Origin of the sequence: Streptomyces sp. NPDC002588 (assembly GCF_040295925.1) — a bacterium.
GTDB lineage: Bacteria > Actinomycetota > Actinomycetes > Streptomycetales > Streptomycetaceae > Streptomyces.
The window spans coordinates 162,596-179,906 of sequence record NZ_JBEOWF010000001.1; the positions used below are offsets into that span (position 1 = coordinate 162,596).

The following is a 17,311-nucleotide window of genomic DNA, read 5'->3' on the forward strand; positions in this document are numbered from 1 at the left end:
GGGGGCGGAAATGGCCGTTGGCGATGCCTGCCATCACCGGCGCCCGTGCGGCGGGTCCATCGCCGTAAGGGATGGATGACGTCCCCCTTGCCGATGCCTCGATCCGTTGACCTGCACCGACCCGCCCACCAGGCTCGGAGCACCCCAGCACCGTCAGGAGGGCCCCATGGTGGTCGAGCATGCCGAGCTGGCCGTCGAGGCCGGCCGCGAGGCGGAGTTCGAGCAGGCCTTCGGCGCGGCCCGCGAGGTACTGGCCGAGGCCGACGGCTTCCGCTGGGCCGAGCTGCTGCGCTGCGAGGAGCGGCCCCGGACGTACCTCCTGCTCGTCGGCTGGGAATCGGTCGAGGCACACACGGTCGGCTTCCGCGGGTCCGAGCGCTTCGGGCGCTGGCGCGCCCTCGTCGGCCCCTTCTTCACCGGGCCGCCGGCCGTCGAGCACTACCACGAGCTCGGCCCGCGTCTCCTCGGCTGACCTCTCACCGGCTTCTACGTTCGCAAGGATCGCCCATGCCCGTACAGAAGGTGCTCGTCGTCGGCGGCGGCATCACCGGAAGCGTGCTGTCCGTCGCGCTCGCCCAGCGCGGCGTCGAGGTCGAGCTCGTCGAGATCTCCCCGCGCTGGTTCGGCGTGGGACACGGCATCACCCTCCAGGGGAACGCGCTGAAGGCGCTGCGGACCGTCGGGGTGCTGGATCGGGTCCTCGAGCGGGCCGTGCCGTTCGACGTGCTGCGGCTGCTGCAGGCCGACGGCCGACTGATCGCGGAGCTGCCCACTCCGCACACCGGGGGGCCCGACCTGCCGTCGACCGCGGGTGCGCTGCGGTCGGACCTGCAGGACGCACTGTGTGACGCCGTGCTCGCGCACGGCGTCACCGTGCGCCTCGGCCTCAGTGTTGACCGGATGGATCAGTCTCTTGACCATGTGGACGTCACCTTCACGGACGGTACGACGGGCCGCTACGACTTGATGGTGGGTGCCGACGGGATCAACTCGCGCATGCGTCCGTTGATCGGCATCGACACCCTGCCGACGCCGGTCGGGATGTCCATCTTCCGGGTGGTCGCTCAACGTCCTCCCGAGATGGTCTGCCACGAGGTGTACTACGGCGGTCCGCGCTTCAAGGCCGGCTACAGCCCGATCTCCGCCGACCGGTGCTACGCCTACCTCCTGGACGAGAACCTGGACGCCGCGCTCATCGGCCCGCGTGCCCCGCTGGCGCTGATGCGGGAGCGGGGGGCGGGCTACGGCGGCCTGTGGGGGCGGATCGTCGCCGCGCTGCCGGAGGACACCGCGGTCGACTACCGCTGGATCGAGGCGGTGCTCGTCGACGAGCCCTGGTACCGCGGCCGGGCCGTGGTCGTCGGGGACGCGGCGCACGCCTGTCCGCCGCTGATCGCGCAGGGCGCCGCCATGTGCATGGAGGACGCGGTGCTCCTGGCCGAACTGGTCTGCGGGGAGGAGCCGCTGCAGAAGGCGCTGGAGCACTTCATGGCCCGGCGGTCGCCGCGGGTGCGGATGGTGCTGGAGAACTCGCTCCGGCTGGCCGAATGGGAGATCCACCCGGGCACGCCGGGCGCCGACCCCGCACGGATCATGTCGGAGACCCTGGACTCACTGACGGCGGCCGCGTGAGCGCGCCGCGGAACGGGCAGCACAGGTCCGGCCCGCCCGTGGTGGACTTCCACGGCCATCTCGCCGTCCCCGCCGCCGACGCCCTCGTCGCGGGAACGCCCGGATTCGCCGCCGAACTGGCCGCCGAGCAGCGCGCCCACTCGCCGGCGTCCCTCGCCGTCAACCGGGCCCAGCTGGACCGGCTGAGGCCGAAGTTGACAGACGTGTCGGAGCGGCTGGCCGATCTGGACGCGATGGGCGTCGACATCCAGGTGGTGGGTCCGATGCCCATGCACCACTACTGGACCGGCCGGGCGACGGCCGTGCGGCTGGCCCGGACCGTCAACGAGGCGGTCGCCGGACACCGTGCCCTGGCGCCCGAGCGGCTGTACGGGCTCGGCACGGTGCCGCTCCAGCATCCCGACGCGGCGGTCACGGCGCTGGAGGAGGCGGTCGGGGAGTACGGGCTGCACGGGATCAGCGTCTCCACCAGCGTGAACGGACGGGAGCTGGCCGACCGGGCGCACGATCCGGTGTGGGCGGCGGCCGAGGAGCTGGGGGCGGTCGTGTTCGTGCATCCGTGGGGGTGCTCGCTGGGCGAGCGGCTCGCCACGCACTATCTGGGCAACACGGTCGGACAGCCGGTGGAGACGGCCGTCGCCCTGTCGCACCTGATCTTCACCGGTGTCCTGGACCGCTTCCCCCGGCTGAAGCTGGTGGCCGCACACGGAGGCGGCTATCTGCCGACGTACATCGGGCGCTCCGACCACGCCTGGCGGGTGCGGGAGGACGCACGCGGCTGCGCGGAGCCGCCGAGCGCCTATCTGCGACGGATGTGGTTCGACGCGCTCGTCTACACCCCGCGCGCGTTGCGCCATCTGGTGGCGGAGGTGGGCGCGGACCGGGTCGTGCTCGGTACGGACCACCCCTTCGACATGGGTGTCGACGATCCGCTGGCCCGGCTGGACGCCGCCGGCCTCGCCCCGCCCGACCGGGCCGCGATCGCCGGGGGCAACGCCCTCGACCTGCTGCTGAAAGGACGCACGCGATGACTCTGGGGCCCATCGAGGAAGAGCTCGCCAAAGCCCGTGCCGCCTACCGCAACTGGGGCCGCTGGGGCGAGGACGACGTGCTGGGCACGCTCAACTTCATCGACGACGCGATCCGCGCCCACGCCGCCGGGCTGGTCCGGCGGGGCCGTTCCCTGTCCCTCGCGCTGGAGTTCAACGAGTCGGGGCCGCAACGCGGATTCCGGGGCCGGATCAACCCGGTGCACTACATGAAGGACACCGGGTCGGACGCGGCGGCCGGCACCCAGGGCTTCCCGCACGGTTTCGGCGGCGCGGACGACCATGTGGTGATGCCCCTTCAGGCCTCCACGCAGTGGGACGGGTTGGGCCACATCTACGACAACAAGCAGGCGTGGAACGGCCGTCCGTGCACGATCGTCGACGGCAACGGCGACTCGGTGACCGGCATCGAGCACATGCGGGACGCCTTCACCGGGCGGGGCGTCCTGCTGGACGTCGGGCGGTCGGTCGGGGACGAGCTCGGTGAACTCCCGGACGGGTTCCCCATCCTGGAGGAGCACCTGCGCGCCACCATCGAGGCGCAGGGAGCGACCTCGACGGTCCGGCGCGGGGACATCGTCCTCGTCCGCACCGGGCAGCTGGGACGGGTCCGGCGGCTGGGCGGGTGGGGCGGCTACGCGGCGGGGGACGCGCCGGGGCTGTCCTTCACGTCGCTCGGCTGGCTGCACCGCACGGAGATCGCCGCCGTCGCCTCCGACACCTGGGGCCTGGAGGTGCGGCCGTACGAGTTCGACGGGCCGGCGATGTCCCCGCTGCACCAGATCGCCATCCCCAACATGGGGCTGCCGCTGGGCGAGATGTGGGATCTGGAGGCGCTCGCCGAGGACTGCGCGGCCGACGGAGTGTACGAGTTCCTGCTGGTGGCGGCGCCGCTGCCGGTGACGGGTGCGGTCGGCGCCCCCGTCAACCCCATCGCGGTCAAGTGAGGACACCCGCCATGAACACGGACCGGTTCTCGGGCACGCTGCGCTTCCCGGGCGAGGACGGCTTCGACGAGGCCTGTTTCGGCCGGGTCTTCAACGCCCGCCGTCCCTCGGACCGTAGGCCGGCGGCCGTCCTGGAGGCCGTCTGCGAGCGGGACGTCGTCGAGGGGGTACGGCTCGCGCTGGAGCGTGGCTGGCAGGTCGCCGTCCGTTCCGGCGGGCACAGCTGGGCCGCCTGGTCGGTGCGCGACGACGCACTGCTGATCGACCTCGGGGGCTTCCGGGAGCTGGCCTACGACCCGGACACCGGGATCGTGACCGCCACTCCCAGCGTCAAGGGCGGCGACGAACTCAACCCGTACCTGGGTGAGTTCGGGCGCTTCTTCAACGGCGGGCACTGCCCCTCGGTGGGTATCGGCGGCTTCCTGCTCCAGGGCGGGCAGGGCTGGAACGCGCGCGGCTGGGGCTGGGCGGCGGAGAACATCGTGGCGATCGACGTCGTCACCGCCGAGGGCGAGCCGGTACGCGCCGACGAGGAGCACCACAGCGACCTGTTCTGGGCGGCGCGCGGCGCGGGCCCGGGATTCTTCGGCGTGGTCACCCGCTTCCACCTGCGCACCCGCCCGCTCCCCCGGCACCTCGCGCACACGGTCCACGCCTACCCGCTGGACCTCTTCGACGAGGTCATGACCTGGCTGCACGGTATGCACCACACGGTGTCGGACCTGGTGGAGATCGTCGCGCTCACCCAGACCCCGCCCGGCTCCACGACGCCCGTGCTGCTGGTCACGGGCGTCTCGATGACGGACACCCCGGAGCAGGCCGCCGAGGCGCTCGCCCCGCTGCACGCGGGCCCGTACGCGGGCCGGGCCCTGTTCCGCGTGGAGGCCCGGCCCACCACCCTCGCCGAACAGCTGGACAACCAGCGGACGGCCAACCCGGAGGGACACCGCTACCTCGTGGACAACGCCTGGCTGACCGGGACGGCGGATCAGGTCGTCCCCGCGATCCGCAAGGCGTTCACCGAGCACCCCACACCGGGCACCTTCACCATCTGGTTCTCGATGGCACCTCTGCGCCGGCTGCCGGACATGGCCTTCTCGTTGCAGTCCGAGATCTACTGCGCCACATACGTCGTCCATGACGACCCGGCGCGGGACGCCGAGCTGCGGGCCTGGCTGGACTCGGCGATGGCGGACATGCAGCCGGTGACCGTGGGCCAGTACCTCGGCGACTCCGACTTCACGGTCCGGCAGTTGAGGTTCATGGGGGACGCGCAATGGGGGCGGCTGCGGGAGATCCGGGCCGCCCGCGACCCGAAAGGCGTGTTCGCGGGCTATCTCAGCGCCGGAGCTGTCACCAACACCAACCACTGGGAGAGTTGAGCGATGCGTTTCGCGGCGTACGAGTACGAGGGCATGGAGCGTGCCGGGGCGGTCCGGGACGGGGTCGTCCACCCGCTGCCCGAGGGCATGACGGTGCTGACGCTCCTCGAGGAGGAGCGGCTTCACGAGGCAGGCGCCGAAGCACTGGCTCTCGCCAGTGAACTGACGGTCGATCAGGTACGACTGCTGCCACCGCTGAAGCCGCCGTCCATCCGGGACTTCGTCGGTTTCGAGGCACACATCGAGGGGGTCTCGAAGTCGCTGGACGGACTCGAGCACGTACCCGAGGAGTGGTACCGGGCACCGAACTTCTACTTCACCAACCCGCACGCCGGGCACGGCGCCCATGACGACGTGCGCGTCCCGGCGGGCTGCTCGGTGCTGGACTTCGAGCTGGAGGTCGGGGCGGTCATCGGGCGCGCCGGGCGGGACCTCACGCCCGAACGGGCACGCGAGCACATCGCCGGCTATCTCGTCTTCAACGACTGGTCGGCCCGTGACCTGCAGAAACCGGAGAAGAACCTGGGCCTGGGCTTCTCCAAGGGCAAGGATTTCGCGAACACCCTGGGCCCGTACCTCGTGACCGCCGAGGAGGTCGAGGACCGGCGCGATCCCGACGGCTTCCTGGACCTGGAGATGACGGTCACCCTCAACGGGAAGCTGATCGGCCGCGACAGCCTCGCCAACGCCTCCTGGACCTTCGAGGAGATGGTCGCCTACGCCTCCCGGGACACCTGGGTGCGGCCCGGGGACGTCCTGGGATCGGGGACCTGCGGGTGGGGTGCGCTGGCCGAGCACTGGGGCCGGCTCGGCGAGCGCACCCCACCGCCGCTCACGCCCGGCGACGAGGTGGAGCTGACCGTGGAGCGGCTGGGCACCCTGCGCAACCGGATCGTGCCGGGGCGGACGGACGCCTACCTCCCGCGGGCCCGCAAGCGGGGCCGCACGCCCCGCCCGTAGCGGGCTTTGACCTGCGGGTATCCAGCAGTCCGATGGCTGTCATCGGATCCCTGTGAGTTGCGTCCCGGAGTCTTCCCCGCCTCGGCCGCACTGGTTACCCTCCGATGCAGCCGAGCTTCAAGGACGCGGCGCGGCCGGAAGGGGACACACGTGGGTCTCGGAGCGATCGACCTCAATCTTCTGGTGGCGCTGGAAGCGCTGCTGGAGGAGAAGAACGTCACCCACGCGGGTGTGCGCCTGTCGACCAGCCAGTCCGCGATGAGCGGTTCGCTGGCCCGGCTGCGTCGTCACTTCAACGACGAGCTGCTGGTCCGGGTCGGCCGCGAGTACGAGCTGACGCCGCTGGCCGAACGGCTGCTGCCCGTCGTGCAGGCCTCCCTGCACAAAGCGGAGGAGGCCCTGTCGCTGACCCGCCACTTCGATCCGCAGCGCAGCAGGCAGCGGTTCTCCGTGGTGATGTCCGACTACGTGATGACGGTGTTCGTGGAGCCGCTGCTGCGGGTCATCGCGGCGGAGGCGCCGGGGGTGCGCATCGACTTCCATCCGATCGTCGACGGTCAGCTGGAGACGGAGACCCATCTGCGCTGCCACGACCTGATGATCGTGCCGCTCGGCTATCAGCTGCCCGGCGTCAGCGAGGCGGTCATGCACGACCGGTTCGTCTGTCTGGTCGACCCCGGCAATCCGCGGGTCGTGGACGGGCGGCTCGGGCTGCGCGACCTGGCGGAGATGCCGCACGCGGCGTGCGCCATCGGCAAGAGCCTCACACCGGCCGACCGGCAGCTGGAGACCCTCGGCATCATGCCGAAGGTGCAGGTCAGCACGCCGGGCTTCAGTGTTCTGCCGTTCCTCGTGAGCGGGACCGACCTGGTGGCCCTCGTGCCGGAGCGGCTGGCGCGGCGCTACGAGGGTTTCGCGCGCTGTGCCGTCGTGGAGCCGCCCTTCCCGGACGTACCGCTGGTGGAGGCCATGTACTGGCACCACAACCGGCACGCGGACCCGGCGCACCGCTGGCTGCGGGAGACCGTGCGCAGGGTCGGTGCCTGTCTGGACGAGCCGGAGATCGCCGGCGCGGATGACAGCCATGGGGAACGCGCGTTTCCGGAGCTGACCGCGGCTTCCTAGCGTGGAGGGGAGAGCCCGAGAGTCCCCTACGCACTGGAGGAGCCGTGAGCCGTACGCGCCTGGCGGGCCGTACCGTCGTCGTCACCGGAGCAGCGCAGGGCCAGGGGGCCGCGGAGGTGGCGGCGGCCGCCCGGGAGGGCGCGGCGGTGGTCGCGACCGACGTCCTGGACGAGGCCGGCGAGAAGCTCGCGGCGGGCCTGCGTGCCGACGGCCTGGACGTGCGCTACCGGCATCTGGACGTCTCCTCACCGGACGAGTGGGCCGCCCTCGCGGGCGGGCTGGACGTCGTGCACGGTCTGGTGAACAACGCGGGCATCCCGATGCGGGCCCGCCTCGGCGAGGTTGAACTCGCCGACTGGGAACGGGCGTTCGCGGTGAACGCGACGGGTGCGCTGCTGGGCATCCAGGCCCTCGCGCCGCTGATGCCGGCCGGCTCTGCCATCGTCAATGTGGGGTCGGTCGCCGCTCTGACCGCCCATCACGCGGTGGCGTACACGGCGAGCAAGTGGGCGCTGCGGGGTCTGTCGAAGGTGGCCGCGCTGGAGCTGGCGCCGCGCGGCATCCGGACGAACCTGGTGCATCCCGGGTACATCGAGACTCCGCTGATGGCCACCGCGAACCCGGTGTTCGTCGCGGCGCACCTGGCGATGACGCCCCAGGGCCGGGCCGGTTCGGTGGAGGAGGTCGCCCCGCTCGTGGTGTATCTGCTCTCGGACGAGGCGTCGTACGTCAACGGCGCGGAGATCACCGTGGACGGCGGGTACGCGGCGCACGGCGGGGTGAAGGCGATCACGAACGCGCTGGACGCACCGGCGGCCGGCCACTGAGGTGGGTCCGGCCGCCGTGTCGTGGTGCGCTCGCCGGGATCTCAGTCCCTGAGGTCCCCGAGCGTCGTCCGCGTGTCCGCCTTCAGCCAGTCCGACACCTCGTCGAGGGTCGGCGGGTCCGTGTCGTCGTCGTACGAGGAGTAGTAGGCGCTGTAGGTCATCGTGTACGTCACCCAGCCGTCGCGTACGGCGAGTGTGGCGTACATGGAACCGCTCGACGAACCGGACGTGGTGTCGTCGCTGACCAGATAGGCCTCGTCGCCGATCCCCGTGACGACGTCGACGTCGTAACCCGTGTGACTGTCACCGTAGTTCTTCCAGTTCGCGGTGAACTCCGGCCCGGGGTCGGTCTTCTTGTGCCGGTCCAGCTGGAGGTAGAGGTACGCGTCCGCGTAGCTCGACGAGGACTTCTTCAGGCTGAGGTTGCACAGCCCCTCGTCGAGGGCGTCGTCCTCGAGGGTGTTGTGGGTCGGGGCGGTGTCGTTGTCCGGGTACTCCTCGCGGAAGGACGAGTAGTCGGCTGCGTTGCACAGGTTCGAGGGCGCCGAGTAACCGCGGAGGTCCGGGTCGGATCCGGTGCCGAGCAGGAAGACACCGGCCGCCCAGCCGGCTGAGGCCACCAGCGCGCCCACGGCGGCCCACAGGACTGCTCTGCCGGCGCCGCCGCCTCTCGGGGGCGGCGGCGGGCCGACCACGGGGTACGGGCCCTGCTGGAGGTACGGGTTGACCGGCTGGGGCTGTCCCGGCTGACCGGGCTGGGCGGGCACACCGACCAGGGTCGGCTGGGCATGAGTGTTCTGCTGGCCCGCCTGGGGCACGGGCGCGGCCGGCGGGAATCCCATCGGCCCGCCGGGGCCGGGCGACTGCGGATGCGGATACGGGTAGGCGCTCGGCTGGGCCGTAGCGTCGGACGGCTGCTGCGGAGGCTCAGGCGGCGTGGACATGGCGTGAAGATAGTGCACTGAAGGCGGTCAAGTCCCTTGACGTCACGGATCGTTACCCTCTGGGGACATCTGAGGTAAACCTCGAAGAGGCCGGATTTTTCACCCGGCCCCTTCTGTGGCGAAACCCTGACGAACCGGTTGTCCGGAGTCGTGCCGGAGCGGTTATGCGTTCGCCGCCTGCACCGGTGCGGGCACCGCCGCCCGGGCGGTGTTCCTGTGCACCAGCAGCAGGGTGACCAGCGCGCCCAGCAGGGAGGCGCAGCCGCAGATCACCACACCGACCGCCATACCGTGGGCCAGGGCGGTCTGGGCGGCGGCGCGGGCGCTGTCACTGCCGGCGTTGACGACGGCGAGAGGCCCTGCCGCGGCCTCCATCCCGGCGTCGGGGCCGCTCAGCTTGCCGACCAGCGCGGAGGACGCGGCGCTCATGGCGACCGTGCTGATGACGGCGGGGCCGAGGCCCTGCCCGAACTCCCGCACCAGGCTGGTCGCCCCGCTCGCCATGCCGGTCATGTGGATCGGTACGGCGTTCACGGCGGCGGAGGTGAGCGAGGAGACGACGCAGATGAAGCCGACGCCGAGCAGCAGTACCGGGCCGATGAACGCGGCGAGGGAGGTGGTCGTGATGGGCAGGGCGGCGATCCAGAACTGGCCCACGGCCATCGGCAGCAGGCCGCCCATGAGGAGCCAGCGGGGTTCGACGCGGGTGAGCATCCGGCTCAGGACGGGCGCCAGGAGCAGTGGCACGAGCTGGAGGATCACGAAGGGCATGCCGGCCCGCAGCGGGCTGAGGTGCATGACGGCACCGAGGCGGATCGAGACGCAGTAGGCGGTGCCGATGAAGCCGAACATGCCGGCCAGGGCGACCACCGCGGCCGCGGCGAAGGAGGGGATCTTCAGCAGGTCGAGGTTGAACATGGGTGAGGCGGAGCGCTTCTCGGCGGCCACGAAGGCGATCAGTGCCACGGCGGCGAGAGTGAGGGAGCCGACGATGGCCGGGCTGCTCCAGCCGCGTTCGCCGCCCTCGATGATGCCCCAGAGCAGGGCGGTGAGGCCGACGGCGACGGTGATCTGGCCGGGCCAGTCCAGCGTTCGGCCCTCGGGGGCCTTGGAGTCGGTGACGAGGAGGCGGCTGGTGACGGCGACGGCCAGTCCGAGGATCACCGGCGGCACGAACGCCCAGCGGAAATCGGCGACGGTGGCGAGCAGACCGGACGAGAGCGGGCCCGCGGCCGAGGCGAGGGAGATGCTCAGCGCCCAGGTGGAGACGGCCTTGGCGCGGTCCTTCTCGTCCGGGGTGGCGGCCGCGATGACGGCGAGGGAGCTCGGGAAGAGCGCGGCCGCGCCGATGCCCGCGAGGGCCTGGCCGATCCAGAGCATGGTGAGGTTCTGGGAGGTGGCGTTGAGGAGTTCACCGAGCGCGAGGACGAGTCCGCCGAGCACCAGCAGGCGCTTTCGGCCGAAGAGGTCGCCCACCACGCCGAAATTCAGCTCGAGAATGGCGGTGGGCAGAATGAACGCCAAGGTGGCCCAGGCGACCTGGGAACCCGAGGCGCCGAATGCCGCCTGGATCTCTCCGTTGATGGGAGAGGGGACGGTGATGCACAACTGTGCGGCGGCAACGGCCAGACAGCAGGCAATGAGTGTTCCTCTGTCGAGCCTTTTCAGAACGCTTGTCATTCCGTACTCCGTCGCTCTATGAGTTCGATGAGATTTCCCTCGGGGTCGGTGACCCAGGCCATGCGCACACCCGGCTCGGGGGAGGGTCCGGGTGCGAGGGCCTCGCCCGCTCCGCCGGCCAGCAGGGCCGCGTGGACGGGGTCGAGTGCGGGAGTGGTGACCGCGAAGTGGCCGTATCCCTCGGTGAGGGCCGCGGTCACCGGGTCCGGGGCCCGCAGGCCGGGTGTGGAGCCGGCTCGGGCGAGCAGTTCGAGGCGCCAGCCGTCCGGATGGGCCAGGACGACGCCACTGAGGCCGGGCCCGTCGAGCCGGAACTCGAAGACGGTCTCCAGCCCGAACGCGCCCTTGTACCAGGCGGTCTGGGCCGCGAGGTCCCGGACGTTGACGCCCACGTGGTCGAGTCGCGTGGTCACGTCCGCTCAGCCCGCCATCGCGCTGTCGCCGCCGTCGACCATGAGGTTGGCGCCGTTGACGAAGGCCGCCTCGTCGGAGCAGAGGAAGGCGGCGACCCGGGCGATGTCCTCCGGCTCGGCGACCCGGCCGGCCGGGATCCGCGCCTCCAGCCGCGCCCTGGGCCCCTCGGGGTCGTCGAGGAAGGGGGCGGTGGCCGAGGTGCGGGTCATACCGGGGGCGATGGTGTTGACCCGGATACGATGCGGGGCGCCCGCCGCGCACAGGTGCTTGCTCATCGCCAGCACCCCGCCCTTGGCGGCGCCGTGCGGCACCATCGGCAGGAACGGGGCACCGCGTACGGCGGCCACGGATGCGACGTTGAGGACGGCGCCGCCGCCGCGCGCGACCAGGTGCGGCCAGGCGGCGCGGGTACAGAGGTAGGGGATGTCCAGCTCGTTGCGGAGGGTGAAGTACCAGTCCTCCACGGGCTGGGTGTCGAAGGGTCCGTTCCGCAGCGCGGAGGCGTTGTTGTAGAGGATGTCGATCCCGCCGTACTCGGCGATTCCGGCCTCGACCCACTCCCCCGCGCCCGATTCCGTGGACAGGTCGACCGGTGCCCCGGAGCGCATCACTCCCCCGGCCTTCTCCACCAGTTCCACGGTTTCCGCGTCTTTGTCGGAGTCGATGTCGCAGCCGAATACCCGGGCGCCTTCTGCGGCGAATATCTGCGCCGCGGCCCGTCCTATTCCGGCTCCCGTGCCGCTGATGAAGGCGATTTTCCCGGCCAGTCGACCCATGATTGCCCAAGCCCCTTGTTCGTGCCGCCGGAGTGCGGTGGTGGCAGCGTAGGGAGGGCCTTTGGCCGGAACAAGAAATGTGTCAGTGCGGGGGCATCGGGGGTTCGTATGGCTGGTATGCGGCGGGCGCCGCGAGCCGGGCCGTACGGCCTCTGATTCCGCCCGCTCACAGATGGCCGCGCAGCACCTCCGCGAATCCCTTCGGGTGAGTGATGTTGCCGTTGTGGCCGCCGGGGAAGTGGGTGAGCGCGGCGCCGAGTCCGGCGGCAAGCTGCTCGGCGCAGCGGTAGTCGAAGACGGTCCGGGGGGTGGTGTGCCCCGCGGCCGGCACTATGCGGACCGGCCCGGCCTTGAGGGCGTCGAGTTCGGCCGGAGTCAGGTCGGCGTGGCGCATGGTGAGGGCGTCGTGGCGGATGAAGAAGTCGAAGTTCGCCTCGCGGGAGGCGTCCAGCGGGGCGAGCCGGGCGCCGGGCTCGGTCTCCTGCCGGGCGGGATCGATGCCGAGCAGTTCCCCGATCCGCTTCACGCCCGCGATCCAGCCGTCCCGCTCGAAGACGGCCCGCATCTCGTCCAGCTCGGCCCGTGTGCGGAGCCGTTCGGCTTCGGGCAGCAGGCCGGGGATGGCGGGTTCGTGCGCGACGAGCGTGGCGAGCTGTCCCGGGTGCCGGGCGGCGAGCCGCAGGCCGATGACGGCTCCCATGCTGCAGCCGAGCATCAGCGCGGGGCGGTCGGTGACTTCGGCGAGCAGGCGGTGCACGTCGTCCACGTGCTCGTCGAGGGTGGCGCCGGCGCCGGGTTCGCCGAGCACGCTCCGAGACAGGCCACGGCGGTCGTACGTCACCACGGTGTACGTGTCCACGAGGTGGTCGACCATCGCGTCACTGCGGTTGGCATCGCCCTCGCCGCTCTGCGCGACGAGCAACAGGGGTCCGCTGCCGCGGAGTTCGTAGTACAGGGTCGCGCCGGGGACGGCCAGGGTGGCCTGCATGGGGACTCCTCGATGAATGCCGACGGACTGACGGGCTGACATCCATCAGGCTATTGCATCATTTCTGATACATCAAGACTGATGCATCAGATCGGATGTAACCTGTGGCCATGAACGGAGTGGAACTCTTCCTGCTGGGCCGCACCCTGATGAAGATCGGCGAGGAGGCCATCCCCACCGAGGGCGTCGGCACCCACTCGACCAGCACACGTTCCGTGCTGATCGTGATGCTCGACGTCTACGCGCACCCGGGCACCACCGTCGGCGAGATCACCACCCGCACGGGCCTGCCGCAGAGCGCGGTGTCCGGGTGCGTGGCCCGGCTGAAGGAGGTCGGGTCGGTGCTCACCGCCCCGGATCCCGCCGACCGCCGCCGCACCCTGCTGCGCCGCAACCCGGAGGTCTCGGGTCGCCGCGCCCAGGTCGCGGCGACCCCCGTCGAAGCCGCGCTCGGGGCGGCACTGGGCACGTCGGACGACGACGAGATCGCGCGGACGGTCACGCTCCTGGAAGAGCTCGCCGAACGCCTCTCGCCGGAGGTGCTGGGCCGGCTGCGACAAGGCTCCTGACCACTCCTGCCCGTACGGCCCCTCTCCATTGCCCTCGGGTACCTGGTCCCCGTGCCCCTCATCGCGTAAGCAGGGAGCGTCGCGTCAGTTCCCACACCCGAAGAGGACCCGTGCACGCCCAGGACAACGCCCGACAGCCCGAGGCCGACAGTGGGCGGGCCCCGGCCCGCCCGCCGGCCAGAGTCGGCGCACCGCGCCCGGGTCTTCTCGCTCTGCAATGCACCGCGGGGAACACGGCCGTCGTCCAGCTGCTCCGCCAGGCCGGGCACCCCGGGGCCCAGGAGCGCCACGAACACGGCCCGGATTGCGGACACCAGGAGCAGCCGGCCGTGCAGCGCTCGGCCGTCCATGACGTCCTGCACAGCGGGGGCCGGCCGCTCGACGACGCCACCCGCACCGACATGGAGGCACGTCTGGACGCCGACTTCTCCGACGTCCGCATCCACGACGACAGTGCCGCGCGGTCCTCGGCGGCCGAGGTGGGGGCCCGCGCCTTCACCTCCGGGAACCACATCGTGATCGGCGAGGGCGGGGCGGACCGGCACACCCTCGCCCACGAGTTGACGCATGTCGTCCAGCAGCGCCAGGGGCCCGTCGCCGGTACCGACAACGGCGCGGGACTGAGGATCTCCGACCCCTCGGACCGGTTCGAGCGGGAGGCGGAGTCCAACGCCGCGCGCGTGCTGCGAGGCGAGGCACCGGTGCAGCGCCGACCGTCGGACCGGAATCCGACGGCGCCCGGCACCGCCGGGACGCCCTCGGTCCAGCGGATGAGGGCGACCACGGAGGACGAGGGCCCGGCTCCGGCCCCGGCCCCGGCGAAGCCCGAGCCCGCTGTGGCGATCGTCCAGCCGGGCTATGCCTCCGGCGACCAGTTCGCCATCGCCGCGATGCTGATCCACGACAGGACGCGGCACGTCTACCTCACCGCCACGCCGAGGGAGTCCGGGGCCGCCGACAGGATCCGGGATTTCTACGTCGAATCAGGAATCGAGGATGCCCGGATCCACCTTGTCGCAGCCGACGAAAAGGCGAGGAACAAGGTCGTGGAGCAGTACAAGCAGGACTTCGCGCATGCGGACGGGAAGGAGATCTCCGCCACGGAAGCCAGGAAGAACCTCATCTCCGTCGGTGACGCGACGAAGTACGTGGGCGAGAGGTTCGACGACGGCATGCGCGGGAAGGTCCGGGCCGGCTGGGGCATGCAGGAGGACAGGACCGCCGGGCATGCGAAGGACGAGGAGATCGCGAACTGGCTGGCGGGCAAGGGCGTGAAGACAGGAGGGACGGTCGCGATCCTCTGGTCCAGGTTCAGCGGCAAGAAGGGCGAGGTCCACATCGAGCACGATTCCAGCTACCTGGGGATGGCTCAGATCATCGCCGGGCTGAGCGCTGTGGACACGGTGGTCATCGTGGGCGACGCCGGGCCGAAGGAGAAGACCAGGCCCAAGGAGGAGAAGAAGAAGTACGAGGTCATGGCGGACGCCTACCGGCGCGAGGGCGAGGAAGACCACCGGAGGAAGGTCGAGGCCGGCGAGTTGAAGGTGCCGGACTTCAAGGCCAACGTGGTCGACCTCACCGAGTTCTGGAAGGACGGGGAGGCCAAGAAGTGGGGCGGCGACAGTCGCACCGGCCAGTTCCTGGTGTTCGACTTCCTGCACCGCACCGCGACCACCCGCCACCTGGGCTTCCGCAGCGGAAACCTCGAGGCGATGGCCCTCATGGGCTTCAACGTCATGTACATGGAGGAGCCGCACAGCGTCATGGGCGGCAGCCGCATGGAGGCGTGGCACGCGGCCGACGGGACCCGGACCGGCGCCGACGGCATGGCGCCGGGCTACGAACGCCTCCTGGTCAGCTCACCGCCGACCCGCTCCGGCAACTACCAGAAGTCACTCCCCCTCAAGGAGCAGAAGGGGGACCAGAAACACGCGGACTGGCACCGCGCCGACAAGGAGCAGTACAGGCACCTGAAGAGGGCGGGGCAGGATCCGAACGGAAGCTTTCTTCCCAGGGGGTTCGCCGACGAGGACCTCGCGAACATCGACGCCTACCTGGTCCATGGAGACGCCGGACAGGGACTCGCGCCCGAGCTGGTCGAACAGGTCAAGAACATCGCCTCGACCTGCGGGCCGGCCGCGGAGGAGCTGACCAAGGCCGGGGAGGCGGCCGAGAAGGCGACGGACGCCTGCCTCGCCGTGGCACAGGATCCCCAGAAGTCGACCGCCGCGGCGCGTCGGCGGGATCAGGCGATCGCGGCCGAGAACGCCGCCATCGCCCGGTGCCGACCGGTCGTCGACGGGGAGGCACAGCGCTTCCGGAACCTGTGCGCCCGGTACGGCACGCTGGACGCGCTGCGGGCGCGGAACCTCCACGCCCAGAAGGTCGCCCACCTCCTCCTGCCCTCCTGACACGGCGTCGTCGCGTCGTCGGCCGCCAACCGGCCATGGGTGGGGACCAGTTGGCCCCCGCCCGCCGAGTCGACTCCTACGCCCGCCACCGCGGAACCCCTCGGCGGAAACCGGTCCTTCGTTTGCGTCACGGCTCACCGTGGTACTGTGCAGTCAGTACTCGTGCACGCCCAGCAGTAGGGCGCCGGTACCAGTTCACTCTCACTCTGCCCATCCGCCCACCGTTTCGCTCGGTCGGCGCAGTGGCTTTCCCGCACCACCTCACCAGCGGCGCAGTACTACCGCACCCGAGGTGCTGTTTCCCGCCGCCCGAGGCGCGCTCCGCGCCCTCCCTTCGCGGCCGTGACCCCCTTCTTCCGCATGTCCCATGCCTTCCGTCCGTGAAAGGACCGACCACCATGACCACCACACTCGAACACCCCCCTCTCCACCAGCAGCCTCCGGCCCGGGTCGCCGCCGGTGTCCTCGACATCGACGCGAGCGGGAAGGGGCACCTGCGGGCCGCAAACCTGCTGCCCACCCCGGCGGACCTCCAGGTCCCGGCCGCGCTCATCCGCCGTCACGGCCTGCGCAAAGGTGACCTCGTCGAAGGGGTGCGCGGCACCCAGCGCGCCCTGACCGAGGTGGCGCGCGTCGACGGCCGCACCCCCGAGGCCCTGCGGAATCGCCGGCACTTCCGTGACCTCACCCCCCTGCACCCTCATCAGCGGCTGCGCCTCGAACACCCCGCGTCCGGTCTCGCCGGGCGGGTCACCGACCTGCTCGCACCCGTCGGCAAGGGACAGCGCGGGCTGATCGTCGCGCCGCCCAAGACCGGCAAGACGGTACTGCTCCAGCAGATCGCCGCCGCGGTCGCCGGCAACCACCCCGACGCCCGGCTGATGGTGCTGCTGCTCGACGAACGCCCCGAGGAAGTCACCGACATGCGGCGCTCGGTGCGCGGCGAGGTGTACGCCTCCACCTTCGACCAGGCGCCCCGGCAGCACATCGCCCTCGCCGAACTCGTCGTCGAGCGGGCCAGGCGGCTCGTCGAAGCCGGCGAGGACGTCGTGATCCTCCTGGACTCGCTGACCCGGCTGTGCCGGGCGCACAACAACGCGGCCGCCGCCGGGGGCCGCACCCTCAGCGGAGGCGTGGACGCGACCGCGCTGATCGGCCCCAAGCGGTTCTTCGGCGCCGCACGGGCTGCCGAGGAGGGCGGCTCGCTGACCATCCTCGCCACCGCCCTCGTCGAGACCGGTTCACGGGCCGACGACTACTTCTTCGAGGAGCTGAAGGGCACCGGCAACATGGAGCTCCGCCTCGACCGCGAACCGGCCTCGCGGCGCGTCTTCCCGGCCCTCGACATCAACACCTCCGGCACCCGCCGCGAAGAACTCCTGCTCTCCCCGGGCGAGTTGGCCACCATGCACGGACTGCGCCGGGCCCTGCAGACCCGGGACGGCCAGGGGAACCTGGAAACGCTCCTGGAGCGGATGCGCGAGACCCCGGACAACGCCACGTTCCTGCGCCGGATCCAGCCGACGCTGCCCTCCGCCCAGTAGGGCGTGTGGCATCCGGGTGCTCGCGGCCCCGTCCACGGCACGGGCAGCACGGGGAAGACCGAG

Annotated in this window: 16 protein-coding genes; 11 read left to right on the forward strand and 5 right to left on the reverse strand. The window is 71.2% G+C overall.

Annotation, left to right across the window (positions count from 1 at the left end; genetic code table 11):
* Positions 1-166 precede the first annotated feature (166 nt).
* The 8 genes from ABT057_RS00745 to ABT057_RS00780 all read left to right on the forward strand — a co-directional run bounded on the left by ABT057_RS00745 (position 167) and on the right by ABT057_RS00780 (position 7,922).
* On the forward strand, positions 167-472 hold the full coding sequence (locus ABT057_RS00745; protein ID WP_352340019.1) for an antibiotic biosynthesis monooxygenase family protein: 306 nt from the start codon (positions 167-169) through the stop codon (positions 470-472).
* A 35-nt stretch (positions 473-507) separates the two neighbouring features.
* Positions 508-1,632 (forward strand): FAD-dependent monooxygenase, encoded by a 1,125-nt coding sequence (locus ABT057_RS00750; RefSeq protein WP_352340021.1) that lies wholly within the window; start codon positions 508-510, stop codon positions 1,630-1,632.
* Positions 1,629-2,663 (forward strand): amidohydrolase family protein, encoded by a 1,035-nt coding sequence (locus ABT057_RS00755; RefSeq protein ID WP_352340023.1) that lies wholly within the window; start codon positions 1,629-1,631, stop codon positions 2,661-2,663. Before ABT057_RS00750 ends, ABT057_RS00755 begins: the two co-directional genes overlap by 4 nt.
* Positions 2,660-3,628, forward strand: a complete 969-nt coding sequence (locus tag ABT057_RS00760) for a cyclase family protein (protein WP_352340025.1) — start codon at positions 2,660-2,662, stop codon at positions 3,626-3,628. The genes ABT057_RS00755 and ABT057_RS00760 overlap by 4 nt, the downstream gene beginning before the upstream one ends.
* Positions 3,629-3,639: 11 nt before the next feature.
* On the forward strand, positions 3,640-5,010 hold the full coding sequence (locus tag ABT057_RS00765; RefSeq protein WP_352340027.1) for an FAD-binding oxidoreductase: 1,371 nt from the start codon (positions 3,640-3,642) through the stop codon (positions 5,008-5,010).
* Between the two features lie 3 nt (positions 5,011-5,013).
* Positions 5,014-5,970 (forward strand): fumarylacetoacetate hydrolase family protein, encoded by a 957-nt coding sequence (locus ABT057_RS00770; RefSeq protein WP_352340029.1) that lies wholly within the window; start codon positions 5,014-5,016, stop codon positions 5,968-5,970.
* A gap of 150 nt (positions 5,971-6,120) precedes the next feature.
* Positions 6,121-7,095 carry a LysR family transcriptional regulator gene (locus ABT057_RS00775; protein ID WP_352340031.1) on the forward strand — a complete coding sequence of 325 codons (975 nt, stop codon included), beginning with the start codon at positions 6,121-6,123 and terminating at the stop codon, positions 7,093-7,095.
* 44 nt (positions 7,096-7,139) lie between these two features.
* Positions 7,140-7,922 (forward strand): SDR family NAD(P)-dependent oxidoreductase, encoded by a 783-nt coding sequence (locus tag ABT057_RS00780; protein WP_352340032.1) that lies wholly within the window; start codon positions 7,140-7,142, stop codon positions 7,920-7,922.
* 41 nt (positions 7,923-7,963) lie between these two features.
* On the opposite strand, the gene ABT057_RS00785 is transcribed toward ABT057_RS00780, so the two are convergent.
* The 5 genes from ABT057_RS00785 to ABT057_RS00805 all read right to left on the reverse strand — a co-directional run bounded on the left by ABT057_RS00785 (position 7,964) and on the right by ABT057_RS00805 (position 12,724).
* On the reverse strand, positions 7,964-8,866 hold the full coding sequence (locus ABT057_RS00785) for a hypothetical protein (protein WP_352340034.1): 903 nt from the start codon (positions 8,864-8,866) through the stop codon (positions 7,964-7,966).
* 162 nt (positions 8,867-9,028) lie between these two features.
* Positions 9,029-10,546, reverse strand: a complete 1,518-nt coding sequence (locus ABT057_RS00790; protein WP_352340036.1) for an MFS transporter — start codon at positions 10,544-10,546, stop codon at positions 9,029-9,031.
* Positions 10,543-10,959, reverse strand: a complete 417-nt coding sequence (locus ABT057_RS00795; protein ID WP_352340038.1) for a VOC family protein — start codon at positions 10,957-10,959, stop codon at positions 10,543-10,545. The genes ABT057_RS00790 and ABT057_RS00795 overlap by 4 nt, the downstream gene beginning before the upstream one ends.
* Before the next feature lie 6 nt (positions 10,960-10,965).
* Positions 10,966-11,736, reverse strand: coding sequence for an SDR family NAD(P)-dependent oxidoreductase (locus ABT057_RS00800; RefSeq protein WP_352340040.1), 771 nt, complete (start codon positions 11,734-11,736; stop codon positions 10,966-10,968).
* 166 nt (positions 11,737-11,902) lie between these two features.
* Entirely contained in the window at positions 11,903-12,724 is an 822-nt protein-coding gene (locus ABT057_RS00805; RefSeq protein WP_352340042.1) for an alpha/beta fold hydrolase, read from the reverse strand.
* Between the two features lie 110 nt (positions 12,725-12,834).
* Here ABT057_RS00805 and ABT057_RS00810 point away from each other — a divergent pair, with 110 nt between their 5' ends.
* The 3 genes from ABT057_RS00810 (at position 12,835) to rho (ending at position 17,248) form a co-directional block, all read left to right on the forward strand.
* A complete protein-coding gene (locus ABT057_RS00810) occupies positions 12,835-13,293 on the forward strand; it encodes a MarR family winged helix-turn-helix transcriptional regulator (protein ID WP_352340044.1) in 459 nt (152 codons plus the stop codon).
* A 110-nt stretch (positions 13,294-13,403) separates the two neighbouring features.
* Entirely contained in the window at positions 13,404-15,704 is a 2,301-nt protein-coding gene (locus ABT057_RS00815) for an eCIS core domain-containing protein (RefSeq protein WP_352340045.1), read from the forward strand.
* A 398-nt stretch (positions 15,705-16,102) separates the two neighbouring features.
* Positions 16,103-17,248 carry a transcription termination factor Rho gene (gene rho, locus ABT057_RS00820; protein ID WP_352340047.1) on the forward strand — a complete coding sequence of 382 codons (1,146 nt, stop codon included), beginning with the start codon at positions 16,103-16,105 and terminating at the stop codon, positions 17,246-17,248.
* Positions 17,249-17,311 lie beyond the last annotated feature (63 nt).

Coding starts and splice junctions, on each gene's coding strand:
- ABT057_RS00745 (WP_352340019.1), top strand. CDS start 167: ATGGTGGTCGAGCATGCCGAGCTGGCCGTCGAGGCCGGCCGCGAGGCG.
- ABT057_RS00750 (WP_352340021.1), top strand. CDS start 508: ATGCCCGTACAGAAGGTGCTCGTCGTCGGCGGCGGCATCACCGGAAGC.
- ABT057_RS00760 (WP_352340025.1), top strand. CDS start 2,660: ATGACTCTGGGGCCCATCGAGGAAGAGCTCGCCAAAGCCCGTGCCGCC.
- ABT057_RS00765 (WP_352340027.1), top strand. CDS start 3,640: ATGAACACGGACCGGTTCTCGGGCACGCTGCGCTTCCCGGGCGAGGAC.
- ABT057_RS00770 (WP_352340029.1), top strand. CDS start 5,014: ATGCGTTTCGCGGCGTACGAGTACGAGGGCATGGAGCGTGCCGGGGCG.
- ABT057_RS00785 (WP_352340034.1), bottom strand. CDS start 8,866: ATGTCCACGCCGCCTGAGCCTCCGCAGCAGCCGTCCGACGCTACGGCC.
- ABT057_RS00790 (WP_352340036.1), bottom strand. CDS start 10,546: ATGACAAGCGTTCTGAAAAGGCTCGACAGAGGAACACTCATTGCCTGC.
- ABT057_RS00800 (WP_352340040.1), bottom strand. CDS start 11,736: ATGGGTCGACTGGCCGGGAAAATCGCCTTCATCAGCGGCACGGGAGCC.
- ABT057_RS00805 (WP_352340042.1), bottom strand. CDS start 12,724: ATGCAGGCCACCCTGGCCGTCCCCGGCGCGACCCTGTACTACGAACTC.
- ABT057_RS00810 (WP_352340044.1), top strand. CDS start 12,835: ATGAACGGAGTGGAACTCTTCCTGCTGGGCCGCACCCTGATGAAGATC.
- rho (WP_352340047.1), top strand. CDS start 16,103: ATGACCACCACACTCGAACACCCCCCTCTCCACCAGCAGCCTCCGGCC.